General features: G+C 65.1%; 18 protein-coding genes and 1 pseudogene. 8 read left to right on the top strand and 11 right to left on the bottom strand.

What is annotated here, in order from left to right:
• Window positions 1–6 precede the first annotated feature (6 nt).
• The gene (locus ACM62G_RS21835) at window positions 7–723 is read left to right on the top strand and encodes a class I SAM-dependent methyltransferase (RefSeq protein WP_419735538.1); all 717 of its coding nucleotides are present in this window, start codon (window positions 7–9) and stop codon (window positions 721–723) included.
• Window positions 724–884: 161 nt separating this feature from the next.
• Here the strand turns inward: ACM62G_RS21835 and ACM62G_RS21840 are convergent, their stop codons facing one another.
• The 3 genes from ACM62G_RS21840 to ACM62G_RS21850 all read right to left on the bottom strand — a co-directional run bounded on the left by ACM62G_RS21840 (window position 885) and on the right by ACM62G_RS21850 (window position 4252).
• Window positions 885–1667, bottom strand: coding sequence for a hypothetical protein (locus ACM62G_RS21840; protein WP_419735539.1), 783 nt, complete (start codon window positions 1665–1667; stop codon window positions 885–887).
• A gap of 116 nt (window positions 1668–1783) precedes the next feature.
• A complete protein-coding gene (locus ACM62G_RS21845) occupies window positions 1784–2803 on the bottom strand; it encodes an NAD(P)H-quinone oxidoreductase (protein ID WP_419735540.1) in 1020 nt (339 codons plus the stop codon).
• Between the two features lie 12 nt (window positions 2804–2815).
• Entirely contained in the window at window positions 2816–4252 is a 1437-nt protein-coding gene (locus tag ACM62G_RS21850) for an NAD-dependent succinate-semialdehyde dehydrogenase (RefSeq protein ID WP_419735541.1), read from the bottom strand.
• 264 nt (window positions 4253–4516) lie between these two features.
• On the opposite strand from ACM62G_RS21850, the gene ACM62G_RS21855 reads away from it, so the two are divergent.
• On the top strand, window positions 4517–5446 hold the full coding sequence (locus ACM62G_RS21855) for a LysR family transcriptional regulator (RefSeq protein ID WP_419735542.1): 930 nt from the start codon (window positions 4517–4519) through the stop codon (window positions 5444–5446).
• A 3-nt stretch (window positions 5447–5449) separates the two neighbouring features.
• Here ACM62G_RS21855 and ACM62G_RS21860 read toward each other — a convergent pair whose 3' ends face one another.
• A complete protein-coding gene (locus ACM62G_RS21860; protein WP_273822516.1) occupies window positions 5450–6343 on the bottom strand; it encodes a LysR family transcriptional regulator in 894 nt (297 codons plus the stop codon).
• 94 nt (window positions 6344–6437) lie between these two features.
• Here ACM62G_RS21860 and ACM62G_RS21865 point away from each other — a divergent pair, with 94 nt between their 5' ends.
• Both ACM62G_RS21865 and ACM62G_RS21870 read left to right on the top strand, forming a co-directional pair.
• Window positions 6438–7625: an MFS transporter gene (locus ACM62G_RS21865; protein WP_419735543.1), complete on the top strand. Its 1188-nt coding sequence runs from the start codon at window positions 6438–6440 to the stop codon at window positions 7623–7625.
• A gap of 63 nt (window positions 7626–7688) precedes the next feature.
• Window positions 7689–8375 (top strand): phytanoyl-CoA dioxygenase family protein, encoded by a 687-nt coding sequence (locus ACM62G_RS21870; protein WP_419735544.1) that lies wholly within the window; start codon window positions 7689–7691, stop codon window positions 8373–8375.
• Between the two features lie 48 nt (window positions 8376–8423).
• Here the strand turns inward: ACM62G_RS21870 and ACM62G_RS21875 are convergent, their stop codons facing one another.
• Window positions 8424–10709, bottom strand: a complete 2286-nt coding sequence (locus tag ACM62G_RS21875) for an Orn/Lys/Arg decarboxylase N-terminal domain-containing protein (protein ID WP_054060267.1) — start codon at window positions 10707–10709, stop codon at window positions 8424–8426.
• The gene (gene potE, locus ACM62G_RS21880) at window positions 10702–12102 is read right to left on the bottom strand and encodes a putrescine-ornithine antiporter (RefSeq protein ID WP_273822512.1); all 1401 of its coding nucleotides are present in this window, start codon (window positions 12100–12102) and stop codon (window positions 10702–10704) included. Before potE ends, ACM62G_RS21875 begins: the two co-directional genes overlap by 8 nt.
• A gap of 223 nt (window positions 12103–12325) precedes the next feature.
• On the opposite strand from potE, the gene ACM62G_RS21885 reads away from it, so the two are divergent.
• From ACM62G_RS21885 to ACM62G_RS21895, 3 genes are all read left to right on the top strand, one after another.
• The gene (locus ACM62G_RS21885; RefSeq protein WP_054060269.1) at window positions 12326–12826 is read left to right on the top strand and encodes a sigma-70 family RNA polymerase sigma factor; all 501 of its coding nucleotides are present in this window, start codon (window positions 12326–12328) and stop codon (window positions 12824–12826) included.
• A gap of 40 nt (window positions 12827–12866) precedes the next feature.
• Window positions 12867–13850, top strand: coding sequence for a FecR family protein (locus tag ACM62G_RS21890; RefSeq protein ID WP_419735545.1), 984 nt, complete (start codon window positions 12867–12869; stop codon window positions 13848–13850).
• A gap of 132 nt (window positions 13851–13982) precedes the next feature.
• Window positions 13983–16397, top strand: coding sequence for a TonB-dependent siderophore receptor (locus ACM62G_RS21895; protein ID WP_419737546.1), 2415 nt, complete (start codon window positions 13983–13985; stop codon window positions 16395–16397).
• A 57-nt stretch (window positions 16398–16454) separates the two neighbouring features.
• Here the strand turns inward: ACM62G_RS21895 and ACM62G_RS21900 are convergent.
• The 3 genes and pseudogenes from ACM62G_RS21900 to ACM62G_RS21910 all read right to left on the bottom strand — a co-directional run bounded on the left by ACM62G_RS21900 (window position 16455) and on the right by ACM62G_RS21910 (window position 19810).
• Window positions 16455–17605, bottom strand: a pseudogene (locus ACM62G_RS21900) (MFS transporter).
• A 132-nt stretch (window positions 17606–17737) separates the two neighbouring features.
• Window positions 17738–18889, bottom strand: a complete 1152-nt coding sequence (locus ACM62G_RS21905; protein ID WP_419735546.1) for a M14 family metallopeptidase — start codon at window positions 18887–18889, stop codon at window positions 17738–17740.
• Between the two features lie 552 nt (window positions 18890–19441).
• The gene (locus tag ACM62G_RS21910; RefSeq protein WP_054062827.1) at window positions 19442–19810 is read right to left on the bottom strand and encodes a DUF6124 family protein; all 369 of its coding nucleotides are present in this window, start codon (window positions 19808–19810) and stop codon (window positions 19442–19444) included.
• A gap of 129 nt (window positions 19811–19939) precedes the next feature.
• On the opposite strand from ACM62G_RS21910, the gene ACM62G_RS21915 reads away from it, so the two are divergent.
• Complete coding sequence (locus ACM62G_RS21915; RefSeq protein WP_054060333.1) at window positions 19940–20596, top strand: LexA family protein; 657 nt, start codon at window positions 19940–19942, stop codon at window positions 20594–20596.
• 134 nt (window positions 20597–20730) lie between these two features.
• Here the strand turns inward: ACM62G_RS21915 and ACM62G_RS21920 are convergent, their stop codons facing one another.
• Window positions 20731–22674: an acetyl/propionyl/methylcrotonyl-CoA carboxylase subunit alpha gene (locus ACM62G_RS21920; RefSeq protein WP_419735547.1), complete on the bottom strand. Its 1944-nt coding sequence runs from the start codon at window positions 22672–22674 to the stop codon at window positions 20731–20733.
• Entirely contained in the window at window positions 22674–23486 is an 813-nt protein-coding gene (locus ACM62G_RS21925) for a gamma-carboxygeranoyl-CoA hydratase (RefSeq protein ID WP_054060331.1), read from the bottom strand. Before ACM62G_RS21925 ends, ACM62G_RS21920 begins: the two co-directional genes overlap by 1 nt.
• Window positions 23487–23634 lie beyond the last annotated feature (148 nt).

The following is a 23634-nucleotide window of genomic DNA, read 5'->3' on the forward strand; positions in this document are numbered from 1 at the left end:
GCCATCATGAAACCGCAAACCCACAGTGCCAGTGCGAAGTTCGATGTCTCACGTGCCGCAGAGTATGGCATTCAAAGCCGAGTGGCCCTGGCGGGCTACGATGCCTGTCACGAGTTGAGCGCCTGCATACTGGCTGCGAGCCTTTCGACCGGACGCGCGGCGCGCGTGCTGGTCGTGGGTGTCGGCGGCACGGCCCAGGAAATCATCACCATGGGAGCATTGGAGCCGTCGTGGACCTTCGTGGGTGTGGACCCGTCGTCAGCCATGCTGGAGACTGCTGCCGCGAACCTCGGGGCCCACGGGATGCTTGGGAAGGCGCAGTTGCTCCTGGGTACCGTCGATGATCTCCCGGTCGACGAGCCCTTCGATGCCGCGACATTGATCGGCGTGCTGCATCACGTGCCCGGTGACGAAGCCAAGCAACAGCTGCTGCGTTCGATCCAGGCCCGCCTGAAAGTCGACGCCCCCTTCGTCGTGGCCTGCAACCACTACGCCTATGCCGAGCAACCCTTGCTGCTCAAGACCTGGGCCGAGCGCTGGCGGCAGCAGGGCGCGAGCCCGGATGAGGTCAAGGCCAAGCTTGCCCGGATCATGCAGGGCGCCGAGCCGCCCCGTTCGGAGGCGGCGGTTTGCGAGCTGCTGCAAGCGTGCGGTTTTGGTGAGAGCCAGCGCTTCTTCAGCAGTTTGTTCTGGGGCGCCTGGGTGACCCAACGACACGGATGAACCGAATGGCTGATCTGGACCGTCTGCCCAGCCAAGTGGTTTTCACTGGAGTGATGGTTTTCAACAACTGTTGAAAACCCTGGAACTGATGAAAATTGATCCGCAGGGGCAGAGACGGACAGCTTGCGGTTGATGTCACCCATGGCGCCCGTCGCCGGCGTTCACTCCACGTAGCGCAACCACAGATGCCGGCGGCCGCAGATCGCCTGGGCGAACACTGGAACCAGGGCTTGCCGTTTCTCTTCAGTGACGTTGTAGAGCGCACAGAAATCCTTCGCCACGGCGCCGGCCACCGCTGCATCGGCCGGCTCTGCCCGGAGGAAGCCGAGGTAGGCCGCGCCCACGCCGATCAGTTCATAGCCCTGCGTGAGGGAGAAATGCCGCGCCACCGCATGGTTCTGTGCCGGGCCCAGGTCGCAGGCGAAATAGCCGTTGGGAAAAGCCGCCAGCGCCTGGGACGAATGTTCGACCGGAACCAGCAGGGCCGAGAGCGGCTGGTCGAGCAGTGCCACAGGGTCGTCCTGATAGGCGACCCATTCCCGGATGGCCTCGTCATCGAGGGTGAGCCCATGGGCGCAAGCGTCTTCGAACGAGCCGTCGGCAACCCGACGAGTGAAGTTGCGCCGGCAGATGGCGAACTCGGCTTTCGTCGTCGGATAGCCCAGGTATTCGCCATGCTCGAAGCATTCCTCGGGCAGCCCGGCGATGTCCTCTTGCGTGGCCTCGTCCAGGTCGATGTGGTGGCGCGCATGCCCCGAGGTGTAGCGGGCCTGGTGCAGGTCATCGAGCGAGAACAGCGGGAGGAAGCCGGGATGGTGGGCGGCGAGCGTGCGGTAGGCCTCGACCAGTTCGTCGAGGCGGGTTATGGCGCTCACGCTGTACTCGTCGCAGGTACCTGAAGATGGGTTGTGGGGTTGTGTGTGACCGAGAAACTGGATGTCCATCGAATGCCTGCCTGCTCCATGTCGGGATGACGGAGTAGATAACAGGGTCCGTCATCCTGGCAAGGGCCCCATGTGCATGGGGCGCTGCCGCGGCGGTCAAAGGATGAACGCCGCAATCATTGGGCGTTGCGGGTCGGGAGCAGGTCCTCCGGCTGCACCGTCAGGATGATCTTGCCGATATTTTCAGCGGACTCCATGCGGCGGTGGGCATCGGCGGCACGGGACAGCGGGAAGGTGCTGTCGACCACCGGCTCCAGGCTTTCGCCGCCCTCGAAGCGCTCCAGCCAGTGCTCGCGGAAACGCCTGATCATCTCGTGCTTCTCATGCTGGCTACGGGACTTCATCACCGTGCCGATGATCTGCAGATGACGGTAGAGGAGGTCTTCGAGCTTCAGTGCCACGTTGCCGCCACCGCCCAGGATGCCGACCTGGACCAGCCTTCCGCCATTGGCCAGCGAAGCGATGTTGTGCGCGAAGTAGGGTTCGCCGATGAAGTCGATGACCACGTCGACACCCCGGCCGTTGGTCTTTTGCGCGATGACCTCGGCGAAATCCCGGGCCTTGTAGTCGATGGCGAAGTCGGCCCCCAGGTGCTCGACGCGCGACAGCTTGCTGGCGTCGGTCGTCGCGTAAATGGTGGCGCCCGTGGCATAGGCCAGCTGGACCGCAGCGGAGCCCACGCCGCCGGCGGCGGCATGGATCAGCACCGAGTCGCCGGGCTTCAGCCGGCCCAGGTGGAGCATCGCCTCGTGGGCGGTGACGAAGACTTCGGGGATGGCGGCGGCCTGCACATAGTCCAACTGCGCCGGAATCGGCATCGCCATGCGGTAGTGAAGGCGGGCCAGCTCGGCATAGGCGCCACCCCCGACGACGCCCATCACCCGGTCGCCGACCTTGTAGCCGACGACGTCGCTGCCGATCTCGATGACTTCCCCGGCGATTTCAAGGCCGATGAGCGACGAGTCGCCAAAGTCCGGACGGCCGTAGCCGCCCTTGCGGTGGGTCAGGTCGGCGCGGTTGACGCCGGCTGCGTAGACCCGCACCAGCAGGTCCGTGGGACGTACTTCGGGGCGTTGCACGTCGGTCAGTTCCAGGACGTCGGCGTCACCGAAGGTTTCGAAGGTAATGGCTTTCATGGTCGGTTTTCCTCAGATCTGGCTGATGAATTTGTGGGTGAGGTAGTGTTCGATGCCTTCGATTCCGCCTTCCGAACCGTGGCCGCTTTCCTTCAGGCCGCCGAACGGCAGCTCGGTGGCGACGATGCGGTACTGGTTGATGCCGATCATGCCGGCTTCCAGCCCATCGGCGACGTCGATGGCGGTGCGGGCATCGCGGGTGAAGGCGTAGGCGGACAGTCCGTAGGGCAGGCGATTGGCTTCTGCCAGTCCGTCGGCCAACTGATCGAACGGCATCAGGATGGCGATGGGGCCAAAGGGTTCTTCGTGCATGACCCGCGCCTCCATGGGCACATCGACCAGCACCGTGGGTGCGAAGAAGAAACCGGGGCCTGGCAGCGGCTCTCCGCCGGCGAGCACCCGCGCGCCCTTGGCGACCGCATCGGCGACCAGCTCTTCCATCTTGGCCAGTTGCCTCGGGTTGGCGAGCGGCCCGACCTGGGTCCGGGGATCCAGGCCATTGCCGATGCGCAGGGCCTGGGTCGCGGTCACGAATGCATCGACGAACGGCTGGTACACGCCGCGCTGGATCAGGAAGCGGGTGGAGGAAATGCACACCTGGCCGGTGCCGCGAAAGCGGTTCGCCACGCCTTCCACGGCCGCCTTTTGCACATCGGCGTCGTCGAATACCAGCACCGGCCCGTGGCCGCCCAGTTCGAGGGTGATCGGCTTGACCCCCTCGGCCGCCCGGGCGGACAGCAGGCGGCCGATCGGTACCGAACCGGTGAAGGTCACCTTGCGGATGACCGGCGAGGCGATCAGGTGGCTGGAGACCTGGTCCGGCACGCCGAACACCACCTGCAGCACACCCTTGGGCAGGCCGGCGTCGTCGAGGGCCCGGGCCAGCGCCAGGGCGGTGGAGGGGCTTTCCTCGCCGGGCTTGAGAATGACGCTGCAGCCGGCTGCCAGGGCTGCCGAAAGCTTGCGGGCCGGGGTGATCGCCGGGAAGTTCCACGGGGTGAAGGCGGCCACCGGGCCGATCGCCTGGCGCTTGACCAGTTGCAGCACCCCCGGCCGGTTGGCCGGTACCACACGCCCGTCGATACGCCGGGCGCTTTCGGCGAACCATTCGAAGTACTCGGCGGCCCGGGTGACTTCATCCATCGCCTCGGCAAGCGGCTTGCCTTCCTCCAGGGTCATTTGTGCGGCGATATGCGCGGCCCGCTCCAGGATCAGGTCGGCGGCCCGCTTGAGTACCTTGGCGCGCTGGTCGGGCACGGTCTGGCGCCAGGTGGCGAAACTCTGTTGCGCGACGTCGAGGGCGCGATCCAGGTCGGCGAGGGTGGCCAGCGGTACCCGGCCGATTTCGGTTTCGGTGGCCGGGTTGATGACGGCGGCGGTCGCCCGGCCGTCGGTGCCGATCCATTCACCGCCGATGAAAAGGTAGAGCGAGTCGTAGGTCGTATTCATTACTGTGGCCTTCATTAATGTCGGGAATGGACTGCGCGCTGCTGCGGCGGGTCGAGGAGGCCGTTCAGGCGATCCGTGCAATCCAGTCTATGGAGGACCACCCCGTTGATTTAGCCGGGCGGGAGGAAAGCACTGTTGTGCACAGAGGAAATATCCGCCGGGCGATATGCGGTACTCTCAGCCCCCAACCGCCGTCACTTGCCGTCCGGGCTTGCTGCATGGCATCGATCGAACACGCCGGGCACGGGCATCGGGAGGTTAGGCATGGACAAGTTTGCGAACATGGTGGTGTACGTGAGGGTGGTCGAGATGGGCAGCTTCACCGCCGTGGCGAACCACCTCGATTCGACGGTGGGCAATGTGTCGCGGGCCGTTTCCGCGCTCGAGTCGCTGCTCAACACCCGCCTGCTGCAGCGTTCGACGCGGCGTCTGTCGGTCACCGATGCCGGTCGCCGGTTCTACGAGCGCTGCACGGCGATCCTGGCCGACCTTGAACACGCGGAGGCGGAGGCCGGCAGTGCGCTGCAGGAGCCCAGGGGCACGTTGCGGGTGCATTGCGTGCCGGGGCTGGCCCGCCACCTGGTGACCCAGGCCGTGCTCGGCTATCGCCAGGACTACCCGCAAGTCTCGGTCGATCTGCTGCTGTCCCAGCGCATGCCCAACCTGCTGGAGGACCAGTTGGACCTGTCGATCCTGATCGCCCGGACGCTGCCGGACTCGGCCTACGTCAGTCAGAAAATCGGGGTCAGCCACTGTGTGCTGGTCGCGTCCCCCGAATACCTGGCGACGCATGGAGTTCCCGCGCAACCGGAGGATCTGGTCGATCACTCATGCCTGCTGCTGGGCACCGTCGATTACGCCCGGGATGAATGGCAGTTGAGCAGCAAGGCCGGCAGCACGACCTTCGTGCCGGCCGGGGCGAGCTTCAGTGTCAACGACATGGAGGCCATGGCGGTGGCGGTGCGCGAAGGCGCGGGCATCGGCCTGCTGGCGGGCTTCTCGGCGATTGACGAGCTGCGTTCGGGCAGGCTGGTGCGGGTGTTGCCGGACTACCATACGCAGGAGCGCAACGTGTATGCCGTCTACTCCTCACGGCAGTTCGTCGACGCGAAAATCACCCGCTTCATCGAGATCCTGAAGACCCGCGTGGGGGGGCAGTTGGCAGCGATTGCCCGGGAACTGGTCGGCGATTGACCCTCACATCCTGTGGTGCTCCAGCAGGAAATCCACGAACACCCGGACCCGGGCCGTCATCGCCGTCCCCCCGACGAACACCGCATGGATCGGCTCGCGGTCCCCGGGGTTGTAAGCCTCCAGCAGCGGTACCAGCCGACCGCCTTTCAACTCGTCGGCTACCGAAAAGGCACCGATGCGCGCGATACCGGCGCCGAGCAGGGCCAGTTGGGTCAATGCCTCGCCGCTGCTGCATTCGATATTGCCGGCGATCTTCAGTGAGAAATGCTGTCCATCGCGCAGAAACGGCCAGTCGGGCTCGGCCCGGCGGAAGCTGAAGCGCAGGCAGTTGTGCTTGAGCAGGTCTTCCGGTTCGCGGGGAACGCCGTGGCGTTCCAGATACTCGGGTGAAGCGACCACGACCTGGCCGGTTTCGCCGATGCAGCGGGCGCTCAGGGGGCTGTCGGGCAGATGGCCGAAGCGCAGGGCGACATCGGCCTGGCCGCCGAGGATGTCGACGACCTCGTCGCCGAGCATGAGGTCGACCAGGATCTTCGGATAGCGGGCGCTGAAGGCCGCGATCAGCGGCACCACGGTCAGTCGCCCATGGGCCAGTGCCGCACTGACCCGCAGCCGCCCCCTTGGCACGCCCTGGTCCGTTATCGCTTCCTCCACTTCATCCATGTCGGCCAGGATCCGCCGTGCACCGCGCAGGTACGCCTCGCCCTCGGCGGTGAAGGTGATGGCGCGGGTGGTACGCAGCAGCAGGCGGGTGCCGATGCGCTGTTCGGTGCGGGCGATGATCCGGCTCACTGCCGACGGGGTCAGGCCCAGGGCCCGCGCGGCGGCCGACAGGCTGCCGGCCTGCGCCACCTTGACGAACACCTCCATTTCGCCGGATCGGCCGTTGAAATCCATTTGTGCCTCGCAAGCAAAGGTGATTGTCGTGAAGGTGGGCTACTGCCTGGAAGTCACGAATTGTAGCATCTGCGGCACAGATGAGGAGTCAACCATGCGTATCAATCCACCCCTTGTAGCTCTCTCCATCGGTGCCTTCGGCATCGGTGTCACGGAGTTCGCCCCCATGGGCATGTTGCCGAGCATCGCGGCCGATCTCGGTGTTTCGATTCCCGCCGCCGGGCTGCTGGTCAGTGCCTATGCGATGGGTGTGCTGATCGGTGCGCCGCTGATGACCCTGGCCACGGTCAGGGTGCCGCGGCGTTACCTGCTGATCGGCCTGATGGCGATTTTCGCCCTTGGCAACCTGATGTCGGCGCTGGCCACCAGTTACGAAAGCCTGCTGGTCGCCCGGGTGGTGACCTCGCTCAACCACGGTGCGTTCTTCGGCGTCGGCTCGATCGTCGCGGCCAGCGTGGTCCCGCCGGACAAGCGCGCGGGCGCGGTGGCGGCGATGTTCATGGGGCTGACCCTGGCAACCATTGGTGGCGTGCCGTTGGCGACCTGGTTCGGTGAGCTGATGGGCTGGCGCACGGCGTTCTGGGGCATTGCCGCCCTGGGCCTGGTGGCGATGGTTTCGCTGTGGTTCGCCCTGCCCAATCTGCCGTTGCCGAAGAACGACGGCCTGCTGGCCGAGATTCGCGTGCTGGGGCGAGGGCCGGTGCTGTCGGCGTTGGCTCTGACGGTGGTCGGCTCGGCGGCGATGTTCACCGTGTTCACCTACATCGCGCCGATCCTGAGCAGTGAGACCCATGCATCGACCAGCTTCATTACCGGCATGCTGGTGCTGTTCGGCGTGGGCCTGACCCTGGGCAACATGTGGGGCGGCAAGGCGGCGGATCGCTCGATCGACCGTACGCTGATCGTCTCGCTGATGGTGCTGATCGGTGTGTTGCTGGCGTTCTCGGTGCTGGTGCGTTGGCCGTTGCCGGCCGCAGTGGCTATTCTGGTCTGGGGGATCGCCAGTTTTGCCCTGGTCCCGCCGTTGCAGATGCGCGTGATGGAAGCGGCCAAGGATGCGCCCAACCTGGCCTCCGCGGTGAACATCGGTGCATTCAACTTCGGCAACGCCATCGGTGCCGCGCTGGGTGGGGCGGTGATCAATGCCGGGCTGGGTTATCCGGCGATCTCCCTGGCGGGGGCGGCGATGGCGGCACTGGGCCTGGTGATGGTGCTGGTGTTTGCCTGGCGCTCCCGGGCCGCGGTGGCGCGGCCCGAAGGCGAGGTGGATGCGACCGCTTGACGAGCGCCGCGCAGTTCCGGACATTGCTGGCAATGGAATCGAACTGACGGAGCCTGGACCCTGATGATTGACCGCAAGCAACTGCTTCGGGACGGCCATGTCCTGCTGCGTCAGGCGATCCCGACACTGTGGCTGGATGAGCTTCGCGCGGTGTTCGACGCGGGTATCATCCCTTCGGCGCAATGGCCGGTGCCGCGAGGCATGGACTGGCGGCATTCGCTGCTGGACCTGGAGCCGAAGGTTCAGGCGGTCTGCCATCTGCCACAGGTGCTGGCGGCCGTTGGCGAGTTGATCGGCGAGCGGTTCTTCCTGTCCCAGGTGGAGGGCCGCGAACCGCTGGCCGGTGGCGGTCAGCAGCAGTTGCACCGCGACCTGTCGGCACTGCGGCCAGGCGACACCGTCAACTTCCTGGCCTATCTGGACGACTACGGCCCGCACAACGGCGCGACGCGGATCGTCCCCGGCAGCCATCGCCCGCAGCCGGCAGCGCCACCGGTCGACTTCAGTGACGAGTCCGGCGCCGTGCAGCTTTGCGGCCGGGCGGGTGACATCCTGGTATTCGATGCCGACCTGGTGCATGCGGGCACTCTGAACATCGGCGGCGGGCACCGTCGCTCGTTGCTGGGCACCTACTTCTCGGAAAATCTGTACGCCTCGCACCTGGAAACCGTGAGGCTGCGCAATGTCCGGATGGACACCCGCGAACGCTTCGAACCCGCGGATTACCCCTGGCAAGGGCCGCTTGCCTGACCGGCGCCTGCCGGCAGCATCGGCTACCGGCAAGCGCCGTCAACTCCCCTACTTGATGACCAGCAGCCGGTACACCCCGCCCTGGCTCTCGATGCCGTGGGTGTCATGGGCGAAGGCCGGGAACGCCCGGTCGAAACTCTCCAGGGCGCGCAGGTAGGTCAGTTGCGGGCCGTCCAGCGGTCCGGCGTTTTCACCGGGCATCAACAGCGGGATGCCGGGCGGGTAGGGCACGATACCGGTGGCGACCACGCGGTTGGTGGCTTCTTCCAGCGTCACCAGCTCCACCTCGTCCTTCACCAGTTTTTCGTAGGCCTCCACCGGGCTGTACACCGCCTTGGGCAAGGCGGCGAAGGCGTTGGCCATGGCGCTGGTGGTGCTGTGCTGCTTCATGGCCTGGAAGATCCGCTCGCACAGGTCCTTCAGGCCCAGGTGCTGGTACTGGTCCGGGTGCGCCTGGGCGAGGTCGGGCAGGCACAGTTCCAGGTCGAGGTTGGTGTCGTAGTCGCGCTTGAAGTCGAGCAGGGCGTTGACCAGCGTGCCCCACTTGCCCTTGGTGATGCCGATGGAGAACAGGAAGAGAATGGTGAAGTCGGTGGTCTTCTCCACCACGATGCCCTGGCGCGACAGGTAGGCGCTGAGCACGCAGGCGGGGATGCCGAACGGCAGCAGCTTGCCGTCGTCGCCCATGCCGGGGGTGAGCACCGACACCTTGATCGGGTCGAGCATGCAGTAGCCGTCCTCGATGTCGCCGAAACCGTGCCACAGCTCGTTCGGGTGCAGTACCCAATGCTGCGGTTCGCTCTTGAGGCGGGCTGGATCGACCTTGTGGAAGTCCACGGTCTGGCCGTCGACCTTTGCCGACGGTGGCTGCCAGCAGGAGAAGAACCACTGCCCCTGGCTGGCCAGGTCGGCATGCATGCGTGCGATCACCTGGCGGAAGGAGATGGCTTCCTCGATCGATTCGTTGGTAAGGATCTGCCCGCTGGGCGCGCTCATCATCGCCGAGCTGACGTCGCACGAAGCCATGATCGCGTAGTTCGGCGAGGTCGAGGCATGCATCATGAACGATTCGTTGAAGCGTGCGTGGCTGATGGCCTTGCGGCCGTTGCGCACGTGGATCATCGAGGCCTGGGAGAGGGCCGCGAGCAGCTTGTGGGTGGACTGGGTGGCGAACACCGTGGGCTTGTCGGCGTTGTGTTCGTCCGGGTCGCCGTGCATGGCGAAGCGGTCCTTGTACAGCGGATTGAAACGGGCGTAGCCGTACCAGGCCTCGTCGAAATGCAGGCGGTCGACGCTGGCACCGAGCAGTTCCTCGACGCGGGTGACGTTGTAGCACAGGCCGTCGTAGGTGGAGTTGGTGATGATCGCGTGCATCGGCGTCCGGTCGATGCCGGGCTTGACCAGCGGGTTGCGCGCAATGGCCTCGCGGATGGCCCCGGCTTCCAAGGTTTGCGGCAGGATCGGGCCGATGATGCCATAGCGGTTGCGGGTCGGCTGCAGGTAGGTGGGCAGCGCGCCGGACAGGGTCATGGCGTGCTCGGCGGACTTGTGGCAGTTGCGGTCGCAGAGGGCGATCTGGTTGCGGGTGACGCTGGCCATCAGGATCACCCGGTTCGAGGTCGAGGAACCGTTGGTGACGTAGTAGGTGCGATGCGCGCCGAAGACCTTGGCGGCGTAGCGCTCGCCCTGGCCGATGGGGCCGGAGTGGTCGAGCAGCGAGCCGAGTTCGCCGACCGAGATCGACAGGTCCGAGCGCAGCAGGTTCTCGCCGAAGTACTCGTAGAAGGCCCGGCCCGCGGTGCTCTTGAGGAACGCCGTGCCGCCGGCATGGCCCGGGGTGTGCCAGGAGTATTCGTAGGAGCGCGAGAAGCGCAGCAGCGCCCCGAGCATCGGCGGCAGCACGGCCTGGCGGTAGCGTTCGATGGCCGCCAGGATACGGCCGCTGAGGAAGCGGCTGGTGTCTTCCGGCAGCCAGATGAAATCGTCGGCGTGCTGCATCACCACCAGCGGAATATTGCTGGCGGTGCTGCGGTCGCTGATCAGGAACACCGGTACCCGGGTGTTGCGTTCGCGCAGGTTGTGCAGCAGGTCGATGCACTGCTGGTGGCCTTCGCTGTGGTCCATGCCCCAGTTCAGCAGCAGGCACTGGATGGCCGGGTCCGAACGGAGAATGGCGGTGGCGTCGGGCAGTGACTCGGACAGCAGCACGCTGATCGAGCGTTCTTCCACTTCGGTGATCAGCTGGCCAAGGGCACGGCCGAACACGGTGCGTTTGTCGGGGGCGGTGCTGACCAGCAGGGCCAGCATGCCGAGGTTGCTCCGGGGCTCACTCATGGAGGGTCTCCAGGCGGGACGCGGCCCGCTCTTCATGGCTGATGTGCCGGGCGCTGACCGATTGCACCGGCACGCTGACGCGGCCTTCGGTTTCCAGGCGGATCAGGCGGTTGTTGACGAAGCCGAACAGGGTATAGCCGAAGAAGGTCGCCAGCCCGCCCCACATCAGCGCCTGCTCACCGGAGCTGAACAGCGCCAGGTAGCTGTAGGCCGCGGCGATCAGGGCGACGATGTTCGAGGCCAGGGCCTTGCCCGGCGGCACGTTGGCGGCTTTCTGGATGGTCATCAGCGCGGCCATCGACAGGATGTATGGCACCAGGTTGGTCACCACCGCCAGGTTCACCAGCACATCGAATTGCTTGGACAGGTCCGGGCTGATGGTCAGCAGCCCGATGGCGGTCTGCGCCGCCAGCAGGATCAGCATGCCGATGATCGGCGTACCGGCCTTGTTGACCTTGGCGAACACCGGGATGAAGTAGCCGGTGTCGGCGGAACTCTTGAACACCTGGGCGATGGTGAACTGCCAGCCGAGCAGCGAGCCGACGCAGGCGATCACCATCAGGCCCATCACCACGTTGCCCACCGTCGGCGTGAACAGTTGCGCGAAGGCCAGGCCGAACGGCGCGGTGGAGGAGACCAGCGCGGCATTGTCGACGATGCCGGCGATGGCGTTGGTGGAGGCGATGTAGATGACCGCCGCGCCGAGGGTGCCGCCGAGCACGGCGATGGGCACGTTACGCTCGGGGTTTTCCACCGCATCGGTGTTGGCGCAGGCCGACTCCAGGCCGAGGAAGGCCCACAGGGTAATGGCTACCGAGGCATTGGCCGCCTGCCACCAGTTCAGGTCGTGGGGGTTCCAGGCCGCCATGTACCTGGCGCCGTCGAACCAGAACCAGCCCGCGGTGGAAATGAACAGCACCGGCGCGATCACGCCCCAGACCGTCACCGCACCGATGCGCCCGGTGATGCTGGCGCCGCCGAAGTTGGCGAAGGTGGTGAGCCAGAGCAGGGCGATGGTGGCCAGGCAGATCTGCACCGGCGTGAGGGTGAGGTGGAACAGGGTCTGGATGTAGCCGACCGCGGTGATCGAGATCGCCACGTTGGCGATCAGCAGCGACAGGCCGTAGGTGTAGTTGGTGATGTAGTTGCCGCCCTTGCCGAAGGTGTATTCGGCGTAGCCGCCCATGCCGCCGGTCTTGCGGCTGAGCATGCCGCAGCGGGCGAAGGCGTAGGCCAGGGCCAGGGAGCCGGTGGCGGTGACCAGCCACGACAGGATCGAGATGCCGCCCACCTCCGCCAGCTTGGTCGGCAGCAGCACGATGCCGGAGCCAAGCATGTTTACCGCGGTGAGCATGGTCAGTTGTACGACACTCATCTTTTTCGCCGTAGCCATTCCATTTTCCTCCGATACGAGGGCAGAGAGTCTCGGCAGGCCCCGATCACTGGCATTCCGTTGCCCTACTAGAAAAGGTGAGTGGGTTTAGCTATAGCAGAGCCGTTGCGCTAAGCAAGAATGTTTCCAATTCACGCCGGCTTGTCCGCTCGGCGTTTGCAATGAATTGCGGCTATTAATAGGACGCATTATTATTCGTACCCCGCCTTCATCGCCTGTCGCCATGAACCTCCAGCCACCTCGCAGACCCGGCTTTTTCGAGCATTACGAAGAATTGATCGGCACCTGGACCCGCCGACTGCGCAACCGTCAGAAAGCCGAGGACCTGGCTCACGATACGTTCGTGCGGGTATTGGAAAGCCGGGCCGACAGCGTCGAGCAGCCGCGCGCCTACCTGCACCAGACCGCGCGCAACATCGCGGTGGATGCCTATCGCCGCGAAGACCGGCGCGGCGCCCTGGAACTGGACGCGATCGATCACAGTGCGCCGCCCAGCGGCGACCCGGAGCATTTCATGCACGCCATCCAGCTGGCCGACTCCATCGAGCGGGCATTGGCCGAGTTGCCCGTCAACTGTCGCAAGGCGTTTGTCTGGCAGAAGATCGAGGGCCTGAGCCAGGCCGAGATCGCCGAACGCCTGGGGCTGTCCAAGAACATGGTCGAGAAGTATATGATCCGCACCCTGCGGCATCTGCGCGAGCGTCTGGACGAGCCGGGGCAATGATGGGCGAGGCGATGCAAACTTCATTCGGACAGGACTTTCCATGATGGATACCCGTGATTGCACCTGCGATGCCAACACGGTGCGTGAGGAGGCCGCCGCCTGGTTCGTGCGGGTCCAGGAGGCGCCGCTGAGCGCCGTGCAGCAGGCCGAGTTCGATGCCTGGCGTAACCGGCACCCGCTGCACCAGGAGGAGTTCGACCTGCTCCAGGGGCTCTGGAGTGCCACCGACCTGTTGCCCCGGGCACGCCTGCAGGCACTCTGCGAGGTGCCGCCGGAGCGTTCGCGGCGCCGGCCGCTGCTGCGTTATGCGGTGGCCGCCGGAGTGCTGGCGGTCGCCGTCGGGCTGGGCCTGTTCAGCGGGCTGAATCATCCGGCGCCCTACAGTGCGACCTTCGCCACGGTGCTCGGCGAGCGTCGCCAGGTGGCCCTGCCCGATGGTTCGGTGATCGATCTCAACAGCCGCAGCCGGGTGCGGGTGAGCTATGAACGCGATCGGCGTTCCGTCGAGCTGGAGCAGGGCGAGGCGCTGTTCAGCGTCGAGCACGACAGCAGCCGGCCGTTCGTGGTGCAGACCGGCGTCGGCAAGGTGACGGTGACCGGGACCCGCTTCGACGTGCGTCGCGATCCGACGCAGACGCGGGTGGTGGTCGAGGCGGGGACGGTCAGGGTCCAGGGGCGCAACGCCCGGGACGACGAGTTCGTCAGCCTCACCGCAGGCCTCGGGACGCGGGTCGATGCCCAGGGAAATGTCGCGGCGGCCCAGGCAGTCGACCCCGGGGAACTGACCGCTTGGCGCAGCGGCAAGCTGGTCTTCAACAACGCCAGCCTGGCCGACGTGGTCGCCGAGGTCTCGCGCTACCGGGACAGGCCGTTGACGGTGGCGAACCCGGCGGTGGGCAATCTGCGCCTGAGCAGCGTGTTCAAGCTCAACGACACCGATGCCTTGCTCAATGCCCTGCCGAACATCCTGCCGGTGGCCGTGCGCAGCCGTGCCGACGGCTCGCAGGAAATAATTTCAAAATAGATTCAGGTTTTTTTCGAGTTCGTCGTCTTCTGTCCAACTGCAACTGGTTTGCATTAACGCTCGCATCTATTGGCGAACAACAGGACAAGGTCAGACGTGAACAACAATAAACCCAACGCGCTTTACCAGGCGATCCGTAGTGCACTGCCCAGCTCCCAGGCCCTGGCCCTCGTGCTGGCGGTGACCGGCGTGGCGACCCTGAGCCAGGCGGCCCGGGCCGATACCGCCATTCATATCCAGGCCCAGCCGCTGGCGTCGGCCTTGAGCCAGTTGGGTCAGCAGACCTCTTTGCAAGTGTTCTTCAATCCGCAACTGGTGGCCGGCAAGCAGGCCCCTGCGGTGGACGGCAACCTGTCGCCGGAGGAGGCGCTGAACGTGCTCTTGCGCGGCAGCGGCCTGGACTACGACCTGCAGGACGGTTCGGTGACCCTGCGTCCGGCCACCCTGGCCGCCAGCGGCTCGCTGGAACTGGCACCGCTGGACGTCAAGGTGGTGGGTGACTGGCTCGGTGACGCCGACCAGGCGATCGTGCAGAACCATCCGGGCGCGCGCACCGTGGTCCGCCGCCAGGCAATGATCGAGCAGGGCGCGATGAACGTGAAGGACGCGCTCAAGACCGTGCCCGGCGTGCAGGTGCAGGAAAACAACGGCACCGGTGGCAGCGACATTTCCCTCAATGTCGGTGTGCGCGGCCTGACTTCACGGCTGTCGCCACGCTCCACCGTGCTGATCGATGGCGTACCGGCGGCCTTCGCGCCGTATGGCCAGCCACAGCTGTCGATGGCGCCGGTTTCGGTCGGCAACCTGGACAGCATCGACGTGGTGCGCGGGGCCGGCTCCGTGCGCTACGGACCGCAGAACGTCGGCGGGGTGATCAACTTCGTGACCCGGGCGATCCCGCAGAAATTCTCCGGCGAAGTCGGCACCACCCTGGAAACCACCCGCTACGGTGGCGTCAAGCACCTGGACACGGCGTTCCTCGGCGGTACCGCCGATAATGGTTTCGGCGCAGCCTTGCTGTATTCCGGGGTGAAAGGCCAGGGCTACCGCGAGAGCAACAACGGCAACGACATCAACGACGTGCTGCTCAAGACCCACTGGGCGCCGACCGATGTCGACGATTTTTCGCTGAACCTGCACTACTACGATGCCAACGCGGACATGCCCGGCGGCCTGACCCAGCAACAGTATGATGCCAAGCCGTACCAGTCGGTGCGCGACCATGACAATTTCACCGGTCGGCGCAAGGACATCTCCTTCAAGTACAAGCGGCAGGTGGATGACCAGACCCAGGTCGAGGTGCTTACCTACTACACCGACAGTTTCCGTGGCAGCAACATCGCTGCCCGTGACCAGAAGACCCTCGGTTCCTTCCCGCGCAGCTACTACACCCTTGGCGTCGAGCCACGGGCCTCGCGGGTGTTCGAACTGGGCGAGACCAGCCAGGAAGTCAGCGTCGGCTACCGCTACCTGCGCGAAGCGATGCACGAGTCGACCAGCCGGCTGGCGCTGGTCAACAACGTACCGACCGTGACCTCGACGTCCGACGGCCATATCTATCAGGACCGTACCGGTGGCACCGAGGCCAATGCCTTCTACATCGACGACAAGATCGACGTGGGCAAGTGGACCATCACCCCGGGTATCCGTTTCGAGCGGATCAACACCGACTGGCATGATCGTCCGGTGCCGGGCACCAACGGCGTGCGGGTCCAGGAGAAGAACCGCAGTGTCGAGAGCAACGAGCCGCTGCCGGCGCTGAGCGTGATGTACCACCTCTCCGATGCGTGGAAGCTGTTCGCCAACTACGAGACCTCGTTCGGCAGCCTGCAGTACTTCCAGGTGGCCCAGGGCGGCAACGGCGACAGTACCGCCAATGGCCTGCGGCCGGAAAAGGCCAAGACCTACGAGCTGGGTACACGTTATGACAGCGGTATCTGGGGGGGAGAGGTGACGCTGTTCTACATCGACTTCGCCGATGAGTTGCAGTACGTCAGCAACGATGTGGGCTGGACCAACCTGGGGGCGACCAGGCACCAGGGGATCGAGACGTCCGTGCACTACGACCTGTCGGCGCTGAACCCGGCACTCGACGGCCTGACCGCGAATGCCGGCTACACCTACACCAAGGCGACGTCCCAGGGCGACATTCCAGGGTTCAAGGATCGTGACCTGCCGCTGTATTCACGCCAGGTGCTCAACCTGGGACTGCGTTATGCGATCAACCGCTGGACCTACAACCTCGACGGTTTCGCCCAGTCGGCCCAGCGTGCACCGGGGACCGGCACCAATGCCGACGGCAGCTTCAACGGCAACTACATCACCCAGCCGACCGCTGACGGACAGTACGGCAACATTCCCGGCTACATGACCTGGGACGTGCGCGGGGCGTATGACTTCGGTGCGCAGTTGTCGAACCTGAAGCTGGGGGCGGGAGTGCGCAACGTCTTCGACCAGCGCTACTTCACCCGCTCCAGCGACAATAACGCGGGGATTTACGCGGGTGAGCCAAGGACGTTCTTCGTGCAGGCGAGCGTCGGCTTCTGACCGGTTCGCCTCCCGGGCCGAGGCCCGGGAGGCGCTGCCCTACAGGATAGGAAAACTTCAGACCCGCAGGATCCTGCCGCTGATCGCCACGCCCACCAGCATCAGCGCAATCAGCAGGAACGCCAGGTTCAGGCTGCTGGCGTGGGCGATGAAGCCGATCGCCGCCGGCCCCGCCAGGATTCCCGCATAGCCCAGGGTGGTGATCGCCGGCACGGCGATACTTTCCGGCATGACCTTCTGCTTGCCCACGGCGGTGTACAGCACCGGCACGATGTTCGAACAGCCGGCACCGACCAGGGCATAACCGACCAGCGCCGCTTCCCAGGCCGGGGTCAGGGTGGCCAGGGCCAGTCCGGTGGCCGCGGTGATGCCGCCCAGCACGATCACCCGTTTCGCCCCCAGGCGCCGGACGATGGCATCGCCGGTCAGCCGGCCGAGCGTCATGGTCAGGGCGAAGGCGGCATAGCCGAGCCCGGCATAGGCGTCCGGTACCTGGCGCTCGGCGCTGAGGAACACCGCGCTCCAGTCCAGCATCGCCCCCTCGGCGAGGAACACGATAAAGCACAGCAGGCCGATGAACAGCACCACGCCGTGGGGTACGGCGAAGGCCGGGCCAGTGCTCTCACTGCCATAGGGCAGCAGGTGGGGGCGGCCTTGAGCAGCGACAGCAGCAGGAACAGGATGACCACGCCGATGGCACCCAGCGGTGACAGGCCCAGGCCGAGCAGGGCGCTGACCCCGGCCGCACCGGCGATGCCGCCGAGACTGAACAGGCCATGAAAGCCCGACATCATGGTCTTGCCGCTGGCCCGCTCGACGATCACCGCCTGCAGGTTGACGGTGGAGTCCACCGTGCCGAGCCCGGCGCCGAACAGGAACAGGCTGATCACCAGCCAGGGCACCGAGCTGACGGTCGCCAGCAGCGGCAGGGCGGCGCAGATCAGCAACGTGCCGATGGTCAGCACGCGGCGGCAGCCGAAGCGCCCGGCCAGGGCACCGGCCAGCGGCATGGCGATGATCGAACCGACGCCGAGGCACAACAGCAACAGGCCGAGGGTACCTTCGTCGAGCCCGGTGCGGGCCTTGGCATAGGGCACCAGCGGGGCCCAGGCGGCGACGCCGAAGCCGGCGATGAAGAAGGCGATGCGGGTCGACATCTGTTCCAGGCGCCCCGGTCGGGTAGGGGCGTGGGAGGTGAGGGCAGTCATGAGCAATCCTTGTCCGGTACGGCGGCCCACGATGGGCTCTCTTGCTGTGGCCTTTTGCGGGAGTCGGCAAGCCGGCTCCCGCAAGGGCGGCTTCCAGAGTTCGAGGGCCGCGCCAGGTAAACAGTTCCAGCGCTAGCGCAGGCGCCCGACGATATTGGCGATGCTGCTCAGCACATCCTTGCCCAGTTGTGCCGAGCGTTTGCCCGACCAGCCGGTACGGGCGTCCGGGGCGTCGTCGTTGTCCTTGAAAGGCATTTCCAGGGTCAGCGACAGGCAGTCGTATTGCTGGCCGACGCTGTTGCAGGCCAGGGTCATGTTGGCTTCGCCGGGCAGGTCGCGGGTGTAGCCGTGGGTGGTCTGGAAGTCCCGGGTGAGGGCACTCAGGTGGCTACGAAAATGCTGTTCCAGCTCGGCGATCCGTGGGGTGTAGCCCGGGTTGCCCTCGCAGCCGGCGGTGAACACATAGGGAATCTCTTCATCGCCATGAATGTCGAGAAACAGGTCCACGCCATACTGGGCCATCTGCTGCTGGACGAAGAACACTTCCGGGCTGATTTCCGGGCTGGCGTTCTGCCACGCGCGGTTGAGGTCCTGGCCCATGGCGTTGGTGCGCAGGTGGCCGTGGAATGCGCCGTCGGGATTCATGTTCGGCACCAGGTACAGGTCGGCGGCGGCCAGCAGGGCGTTCATCTCTGAATCGTCGCGGTTCTGCAGGCGTTCGATCACGCCCTCCATGAACCATTCGGCCATGTGTTCGCCGGGGTGCTGCTGGGCGATCAGCCAGACCTTGCGCTTGCCCGCGTCGCCGTTGCCCTTGCGCAGCAGCTGGATGTCCCGGCCTTCGGCGCTCTTGCCGATGGCCAGCAGTTCGCTGCCGGCGTGGGTCAGGGCCTGTTCGACCAGCCTGTCATGCCGCTCGCGGCTGTAGGGTTCGAAGTAGGCGAACCAGGCCTGTGGCTGTTTCGCCTGGAACTGGATGTGCAGGCTTTCGCCGTCGAAGCGCGTGTCGGTACGAAACCAGTCCTGGTGATCGTGGGAGGCGGCGGCGCGATAGCCGGTCCAGGCCTTGTTGTAGGAGGACTGGCTGGCGTTGGTCAGTTCGAAGGTATAGGACTGGCCAAGTTGCAGGCCCTCGACCTTGAAGTGGAACCACTGGAAGTGCTGGCTGCGGGTGTCCGGCTCGATGGCCAGCAGCAGGTGTTGCGGGTTGCTGGCGTCCAGCACCTGGATGTTGCCACTGTCGAAGTCACTGCTGATTTTGAGTGAGGGCAGAACCACGGTCATAGTCTGTGTACCTGAATATGATGTCTTGTGGTTGCTACTGTACACGGCAAGCGGCTATTGGCCGAGGCATGTCGGATTTGATGCGGGGGAAGGGGGCGTCGTCCCTGACGCTGGGTCAGGGTAGTGTTTATGATATTGATTCTCAAGTACTTCAGGTTTTTTTCCGATCGATTATCGGGGCTGGCGGTCTTTCATTGGCTGATGGTCCTTTGCTATTATGCGCGCCATCGCGACTGCCCCATCAAGATGGCAGCGCCCCAGTCTTCATTAGCCTGAAGCCGAACCCGTAAAACGGGTGCAAAAAAAGACCCGGCAAAAAGCCGGGTCAAAAACCGTGATTAGCCTGATGAGGAGATAATCCAGGAGTCCGACCTAAGGTCTCCAGGGTTATCGACTGATCTCGCGACCAGTTGCTTGCAATAATAATCATTATCATTTGCAAGTCAAATGTTTTTCTGTCTCTTCTGGAAATTATTTTTCCAGCCCTCTCTCCAGACTTCGATGTTCCTCTGTCATCGGCCCTGTATCGGCCGTCGTTACCGTGCACGCGCGTTATGGCGCCGGGTATTGCACATTCATGGCGCGGTCGACCATGGCTTTGGCCATGTCGATCATGTGCACCACCGAAAAGGCCAGATCGCGGGAAGAGCCCTGCAGGGCGTCGGCTGCTTCATACGCGGTGGCGGCGGCGCAGCGCAGCAGGTCGGAGGCATAGATCATCGCCTCTTCGGCGCTGAGGTTGTGGCGTACGGCGAACAGCCGGTCTTCACAGACACGGCGCGGATTGCCCTCGGCAATCGAGCTTGAAACGGTTGGTTTCAAATAATAGTCGAGCGCCCGTCGGGCAGCGGGCCCGTCCCTGAGCGAATCGTAGGGGGGCGTGGTGTCGATCTCGGTCTTGGTCTTGGTGCTGGAAGTCATGGAGAGCCTGCCTTTGAGGGGGAATTCGAAACAGCAGGTGCAGATTAGTACCAACTGTACTCATTCGCTTGTTGGATATAATACATTTTGTGTATTGATCCCCCGAGTACAGCCCGTATTGTGCCGTCCATGGATAAATGGATTGCACTGGTGAGAGCCAAGCTGCGCGAGCTTGACCTCACGCAAGAAAAACTCGGAGAACGCGTTGGGGTATCCCAGGGCGGTGTCGGTCATTGGTTGAACAAGCGCCGCCAGCCGGACCTGGAAACCATGAACAAGGTGTTCCTGGCCCTGGGGCTTGGGCATCTGGAAGTCGCGCTGGTGATCCGCGACCGTTCGGTGGCGGTACAGTTGCCTGCCGAGCGTGATGGGCAGGCCTACGACACCACGTCGGCGTTCCGCTACCCGGTCAGTGACTGGCGCTCGGTGGTGAGAACCCGTGAGCCGGGGACCGATGACGAGGTCGCGCAGTACTACGAAGTGGCCGATCACTACGCCTCGGGCGCGGCTTTCTGGCTGAAGGTGGCGGGTGATGCGATGACCGCGCCGCTGGGCATCAGCGTGCCGGAAGGCATGCTGATCCTGGTGGACCCTGATCTGCAGGCCGAACCGGGCAAGTTGGTGGTGGCCCGACTGCGCGACAGTGAGGAAGCGATCTTCCGGCAGTGGGTGCAGGAGGGGGGCCAGGATTACCTGAAGCCGTTGAATCCGACGTATCCGAAAATCCTGTTTACCGACGACTACAGCATTATCGGTGTAGTCGTACAGGCAACAGCGAAGTTCTGATGGTTTTACACGGATCTTCAGGCGGTTACTTCTGTAGGAGCAGGGCTTGCCCGCGAATGGGCCCGAAAGCTCGCTAAAAGCTTCGCGGGCAAGCCACGCTCCTACAGGGTTGGCGTATGTGTTGGGTAGGTGCCTTATTCCAGCTCCACCAGCGCACTGCCCTCGGCAACCATCTCGCCTTCCTGGCAATACAGCGCCTTGATCACTCCGGCCTGGGGCGCGCGGATGCTGTGTTCCATCTTCATGGCTTCGAGCACCACCAATTGCGTACCCGCCTCGACCGCCTGGCCGACCTCCACCAGGATCCGCACGATACTGCCATTCATCGGCGCCGTGAGGCCGCCCTGGTGGCCGTGGCTGGCCTCGACCGCAGCGATCGGGTCGAACGCGCTGATCGCCAGCAGTTCACCCTGCCACTGCAGGTACAACTCGGTGCCCTGGCGAATCAGCCGATGACGCTGGCCTACGCCCTGGTGCTCGATGGACAGTGTTTCGCCCTGCAAGGTGATGGCCAAGTCCTCTGCCAGCGTCACCGCCCGATCCTCGTTGCGGCAGCTCAGGTGCACCACGGTTTCGCTCGGCAGCCCGGCGCGCAAACCGTTGCGCCCGGACCAGGGCGAGGCCGGGTCGTCCTCGCGGCGGGTCTCGGGCAGGCTCAGGACCCAGGCCCGGGCCGCCACCTGCCAGAACTCGTCGCTCAATGGCTCTGCTGGCGGCAGCAGTTGCTCCTGGTAACGAGGGATGAAGCCGGTATCCAGTTCCGCCGCGGCAAACGCCGGGTGACCGATGATCCGCCGCAGGAACGCGACGTTGCTCTTGAGCCCGCCAACCGCGAATTCATCGAGCATCGCCAGCAGACGCAGGCGCGCCTGCTCGCGGCTTTCGCCCCAGGCGATCAGCTTGCCCAGCATCGGGTCGTAGAACGGCGAGATACTGTCGCCCTCGGCTACGCCGCTGTCGACGCGGCGGCCCGGTCCGGCCGCCGATTCACGGTAGACCTCCAGGCGTCCGGTGGCCGGGAGGAAGTCGTTGCCCGGGTCTTCGGCATACAGTCGCACTTCGATGGCATGGCCCAGCAGCGGTACGTCCTGCTGGCTGATCGGCAGGACTTCGCCGCTGGCCACGCGGATCTGCCAGGCCACCAGGTCGAGGCCGGTGATGGCTTCGGTGACCGGGTGCTCGACCTGCAGGCGCGTATTCATCTCCATGAAGAAGAACTCGCCGCGTGAATCCAGCAGGAATTCCACGGTGCCGGCACCGACGTAGCCGATGGCCTGTGCGGCGCGAACCGCGGCTTCTCCCATGGCCTGGCGCAACGCCGGGCTGAGGCCGGGTGCGGGGGCTTCCTCGACGACCTTCTGGTGGCGGCGCTGGATCGAGCAGTCGCGTTCGTTGAGGTACAGGCAATTGCCGTGACGGTCGGCGAACACCTGGATTTCCACGTGGCGTGGCTTGAGCAGGTACTTTTCCACCAGCATCCGCGAGTCGCCGAACGACGATTGCGCTTCGCGTTGCGCCGAGGCCAGGGCTTCGGCCAGCTGGCCGGGCTCCTCGACCACTTTCATGCCCTTGCCACCACCGCCGGCGGTGGCCTTGAGCAGCACCGGGTAGCCGATGCGCGCGGCGGCCTCGCGGAAGGTTTCCAGGTCCTGGGCTTCGCCGTGGTAGCCGGGAACCAGTGGCACGCCGGCGGTTTCCATCAGCGCCTTGGCGGCGGACTTGCTGCCCATGGCGTCGATGGCCGTGGCAGGGGGGCCGAGCAAGACCAGCCCGGCGGCTTCGACGGCGCGGGCGAAGTCGGCGTTTTCCGAGAGGAAACCATAGCCGGGGTGAATCGCCTGGGCACCACTGGCCTGGGCGGCGGCGATCAACTTGTCGATCCGCAGGTAGCTTTCGGCGGCCTTGCTGCCGCCCAGGTCGACGCGGATATCGGCTTCGCGGCTGTGGCGGGCGTCACGGTCGATGGCACTGTGCACGGCGACGGTGGTCAGGCCCATGGCCTTGGCGGTACGCATCACCCGGCAGGCGATTTCGCCCCGGTTGGCGACCAGCAGGGTGGTGATCACGGGGGCACTCATCAATTGGACTCCTTGGTAGATCCGCTCTGCCAGGCCGGCGGGCGCTTTTGCAGAAAGGCGCGCAGGCCCTCCTGGCCCTCGGGGCTGACGCGGATGCGGGCAATCGCATTTTCGCAGTAGCGGCGCAGGGACGGGGTGAGGGCACCACTGCCGACTTCGCGCAGCAGGTCCTTGCTCACCCGCATCGCCTGCGGGCTGTTTTGCAGCAGGTTGTCGACCCAGGTCCCGACCTGCTGGTCCAGTTCGCCAGCCGGATAGCATTCGGCCAACAGACCGAGTTCGCGGGCGCGCAGGCCACTGAAGCGTTCGGCGGTGAGGGCGTAGCGGCGGGTGGCGCGTTCGCCGATGGCCTGGACCACGAACGGGCTGATCACCGCCGGGGCCAGGCCGATGCGCACTTCCGACAGGCAGAACTGCGCATCCTCGGCACCGATGGCCATGTCACAGCAACTGATCAGGCCCAGGGCGCCGCCATAGGCCGCGCCCTGCACCACGGCAAGGGTGGGGATTTTCAGGCGGGCGAGGTTGTACATCAGTTCCGCCAGTTCGCGGGCATCGTCGAGGTTGGTGTGGTAGTCCAGCTCGGCCGATTGCTGCATCCAGGCCAGGTCCGCGCCGGCGCTGAAGTGCCGACCGCGGGCCCGCAGCAGCAGGAAGCGCAGGCTGGCGTTGGCCTGGACCTGGTCCAGGGCGAGGATCAGTTCGCGGATCATTTCGGCGTTGAACGCATTGTTCCTGGCTTCGCGGTTGAGCCAGAGGGTGGCGAAGCCGCGGGGGTCGGTGTGCAGTTCCAGGGTGTTGAAGTCGGTCATGGTGATGGGTCCTGTGCTGCGTGGCTGCAGCCTTGTTTAGGGGGCGACTGCCGTCACACGCTTTTGTAGGAGCCGGGCTTGCCCGCGAATAGGCCCGGGAGATCGCTAAAAGCTTCGCGGGTAAGCCCGGCTCCTACCGGGTTGTGTC

It is taken from the genome of Pseudomonas sp. COR18 (assembly GCF_048568395.1).
GTDB lineage: Bacteria > Pseudomonadota > Gammaproteobacteria > Pseudomonadales > Pseudomonadaceae > Aquipseudomonas > Aquipseudomonas fuscovaginae_B.

What these genes read in the sequence shown, in the direction of transcription:
- potE (WP_273822512.1), bottom strand. Translation starts at nt 12,102, where the DNA reads ATGGCTACGGCGAAAAAGATGAGTGTCGTACAACTGACCATGCTCACC.
- ACM62G_RS21865 (WP_419735543.1), top strand. Translation starts at nt 6,438, where the DNA reads ATGCGTATCAATCCACCCCTTGTAGCTCTCTCCATCGGTGCCTTCGGC.
- ACM62G_RS21920 (WP_419735547.1), bottom strand. Translation starts at nt 22,674, where the DNA reads ATGAGTGCCCCCGTGATCACCACCCTGCTGGTCGCCAACCGGGGCGAA.
- ACM62G_RS21850 (WP_419735541.1), bottom strand. Translation starts at nt 4,252, where the DNA reads ATGAATACGACCTACGACTCGCTCTACCTTTTCATCGGCGGTGAATGG.
- ACM62G_RS21835 (WP_419735538.1), top strand. Translation starts at nt 7, where the DNA reads ATGAAACCGCAAACCCACAGTGCCAGTGCGAAGTTCGATGTCTCACGT.
- ACM62G_RS21925 (WP_054060331.1), bottom strand. Translation starts at nt 23,486, where the DNA reads ATGACCGACTTCAACACCCTGGAACTGCACACCGACCCCCGCGGCTTC.
- ACM62G_RS21905 (WP_419735546.1), bottom strand. Translation starts at nt 18,889, where the DNA reads ATGACCGTGGTTCTGCCCTCACTCAAAATCAGCAGTGACTTCGACAGT.
- ACM62G_RS21845 (WP_419735540.1), bottom strand. Translation starts at nt 2,803, where the DNA reads ATGAAAGCCATTACCTTCGAAACCTTCGGTGACGCCGACGTCCTGGAA.
- ACM62G_RS21840 (WP_419735539.1), bottom strand. Translation starts at nt 1,667, where the DNA reads ATGGACATCCAGTTTCTCGGTCACACACAACCCCACAACCCATCTTCA.
- ACM62G_RS21915 (WP_054060333.1), top strand. Translation starts at nt 19,940, where the DNA reads ATGGATAAATGGATTGCACTGGTGAGAGCCAAGCTGCGCGAGCTTGAC.
- ACM62G_RS21855 (WP_419735542.1), top strand. Translation starts at nt 4,517, where the DNA reads ATGGACAAGTTTGCGAACATGGTGGTGTACGTGAGGGTGGTCGAGATG.
- ACM62G_RS21885 (WP_054060269.1), top strand. Translation starts at nt 12,326, where the DNA reads ATGAACCTCCAGCCACCTCGCAGACCCGGCTTTTTCGAGCATTACGAA.
- ACM62G_RS21860 (WP_273822516.1), bottom strand. Translation starts at nt 6,343, where the DNA reads ATGGATTTCAACGGCCGATCCGGCGAAATGGAGGTGTTCGTCAAGGTG.
- ACM62G_RS21890 (WP_419735545.1), top strand. Translation starts at nt 12,867, where the DNA reads ATGATGGATACCCGTGATTGCACCTGCGATGCCAACACGGTGCGTGAG.
- ACM62G_RS21910 (WP_054062827.1), bottom strand. Translation starts at nt 19,810, where the DNA reads ATGACTTCCAGCACCAAGACCAAGACCGAGATCGACACCACGCCCCCC.
- ACM62G_RS21870 (WP_419735544.1), top strand. Translation starts at nt 7,689, where the DNA reads ATGATTGACCGCAAGCAACTGCTTCGGGACGGCCATGTCCTGCTGCGT.
- ACM62G_RS21875 (WP_054060267.1), bottom strand. Translation starts at nt 10,709, where the DNA reads ATGAGTGAGCCCCGGAGCAACCTCGGCATGCTGGCCCTGCTGGTCAGC.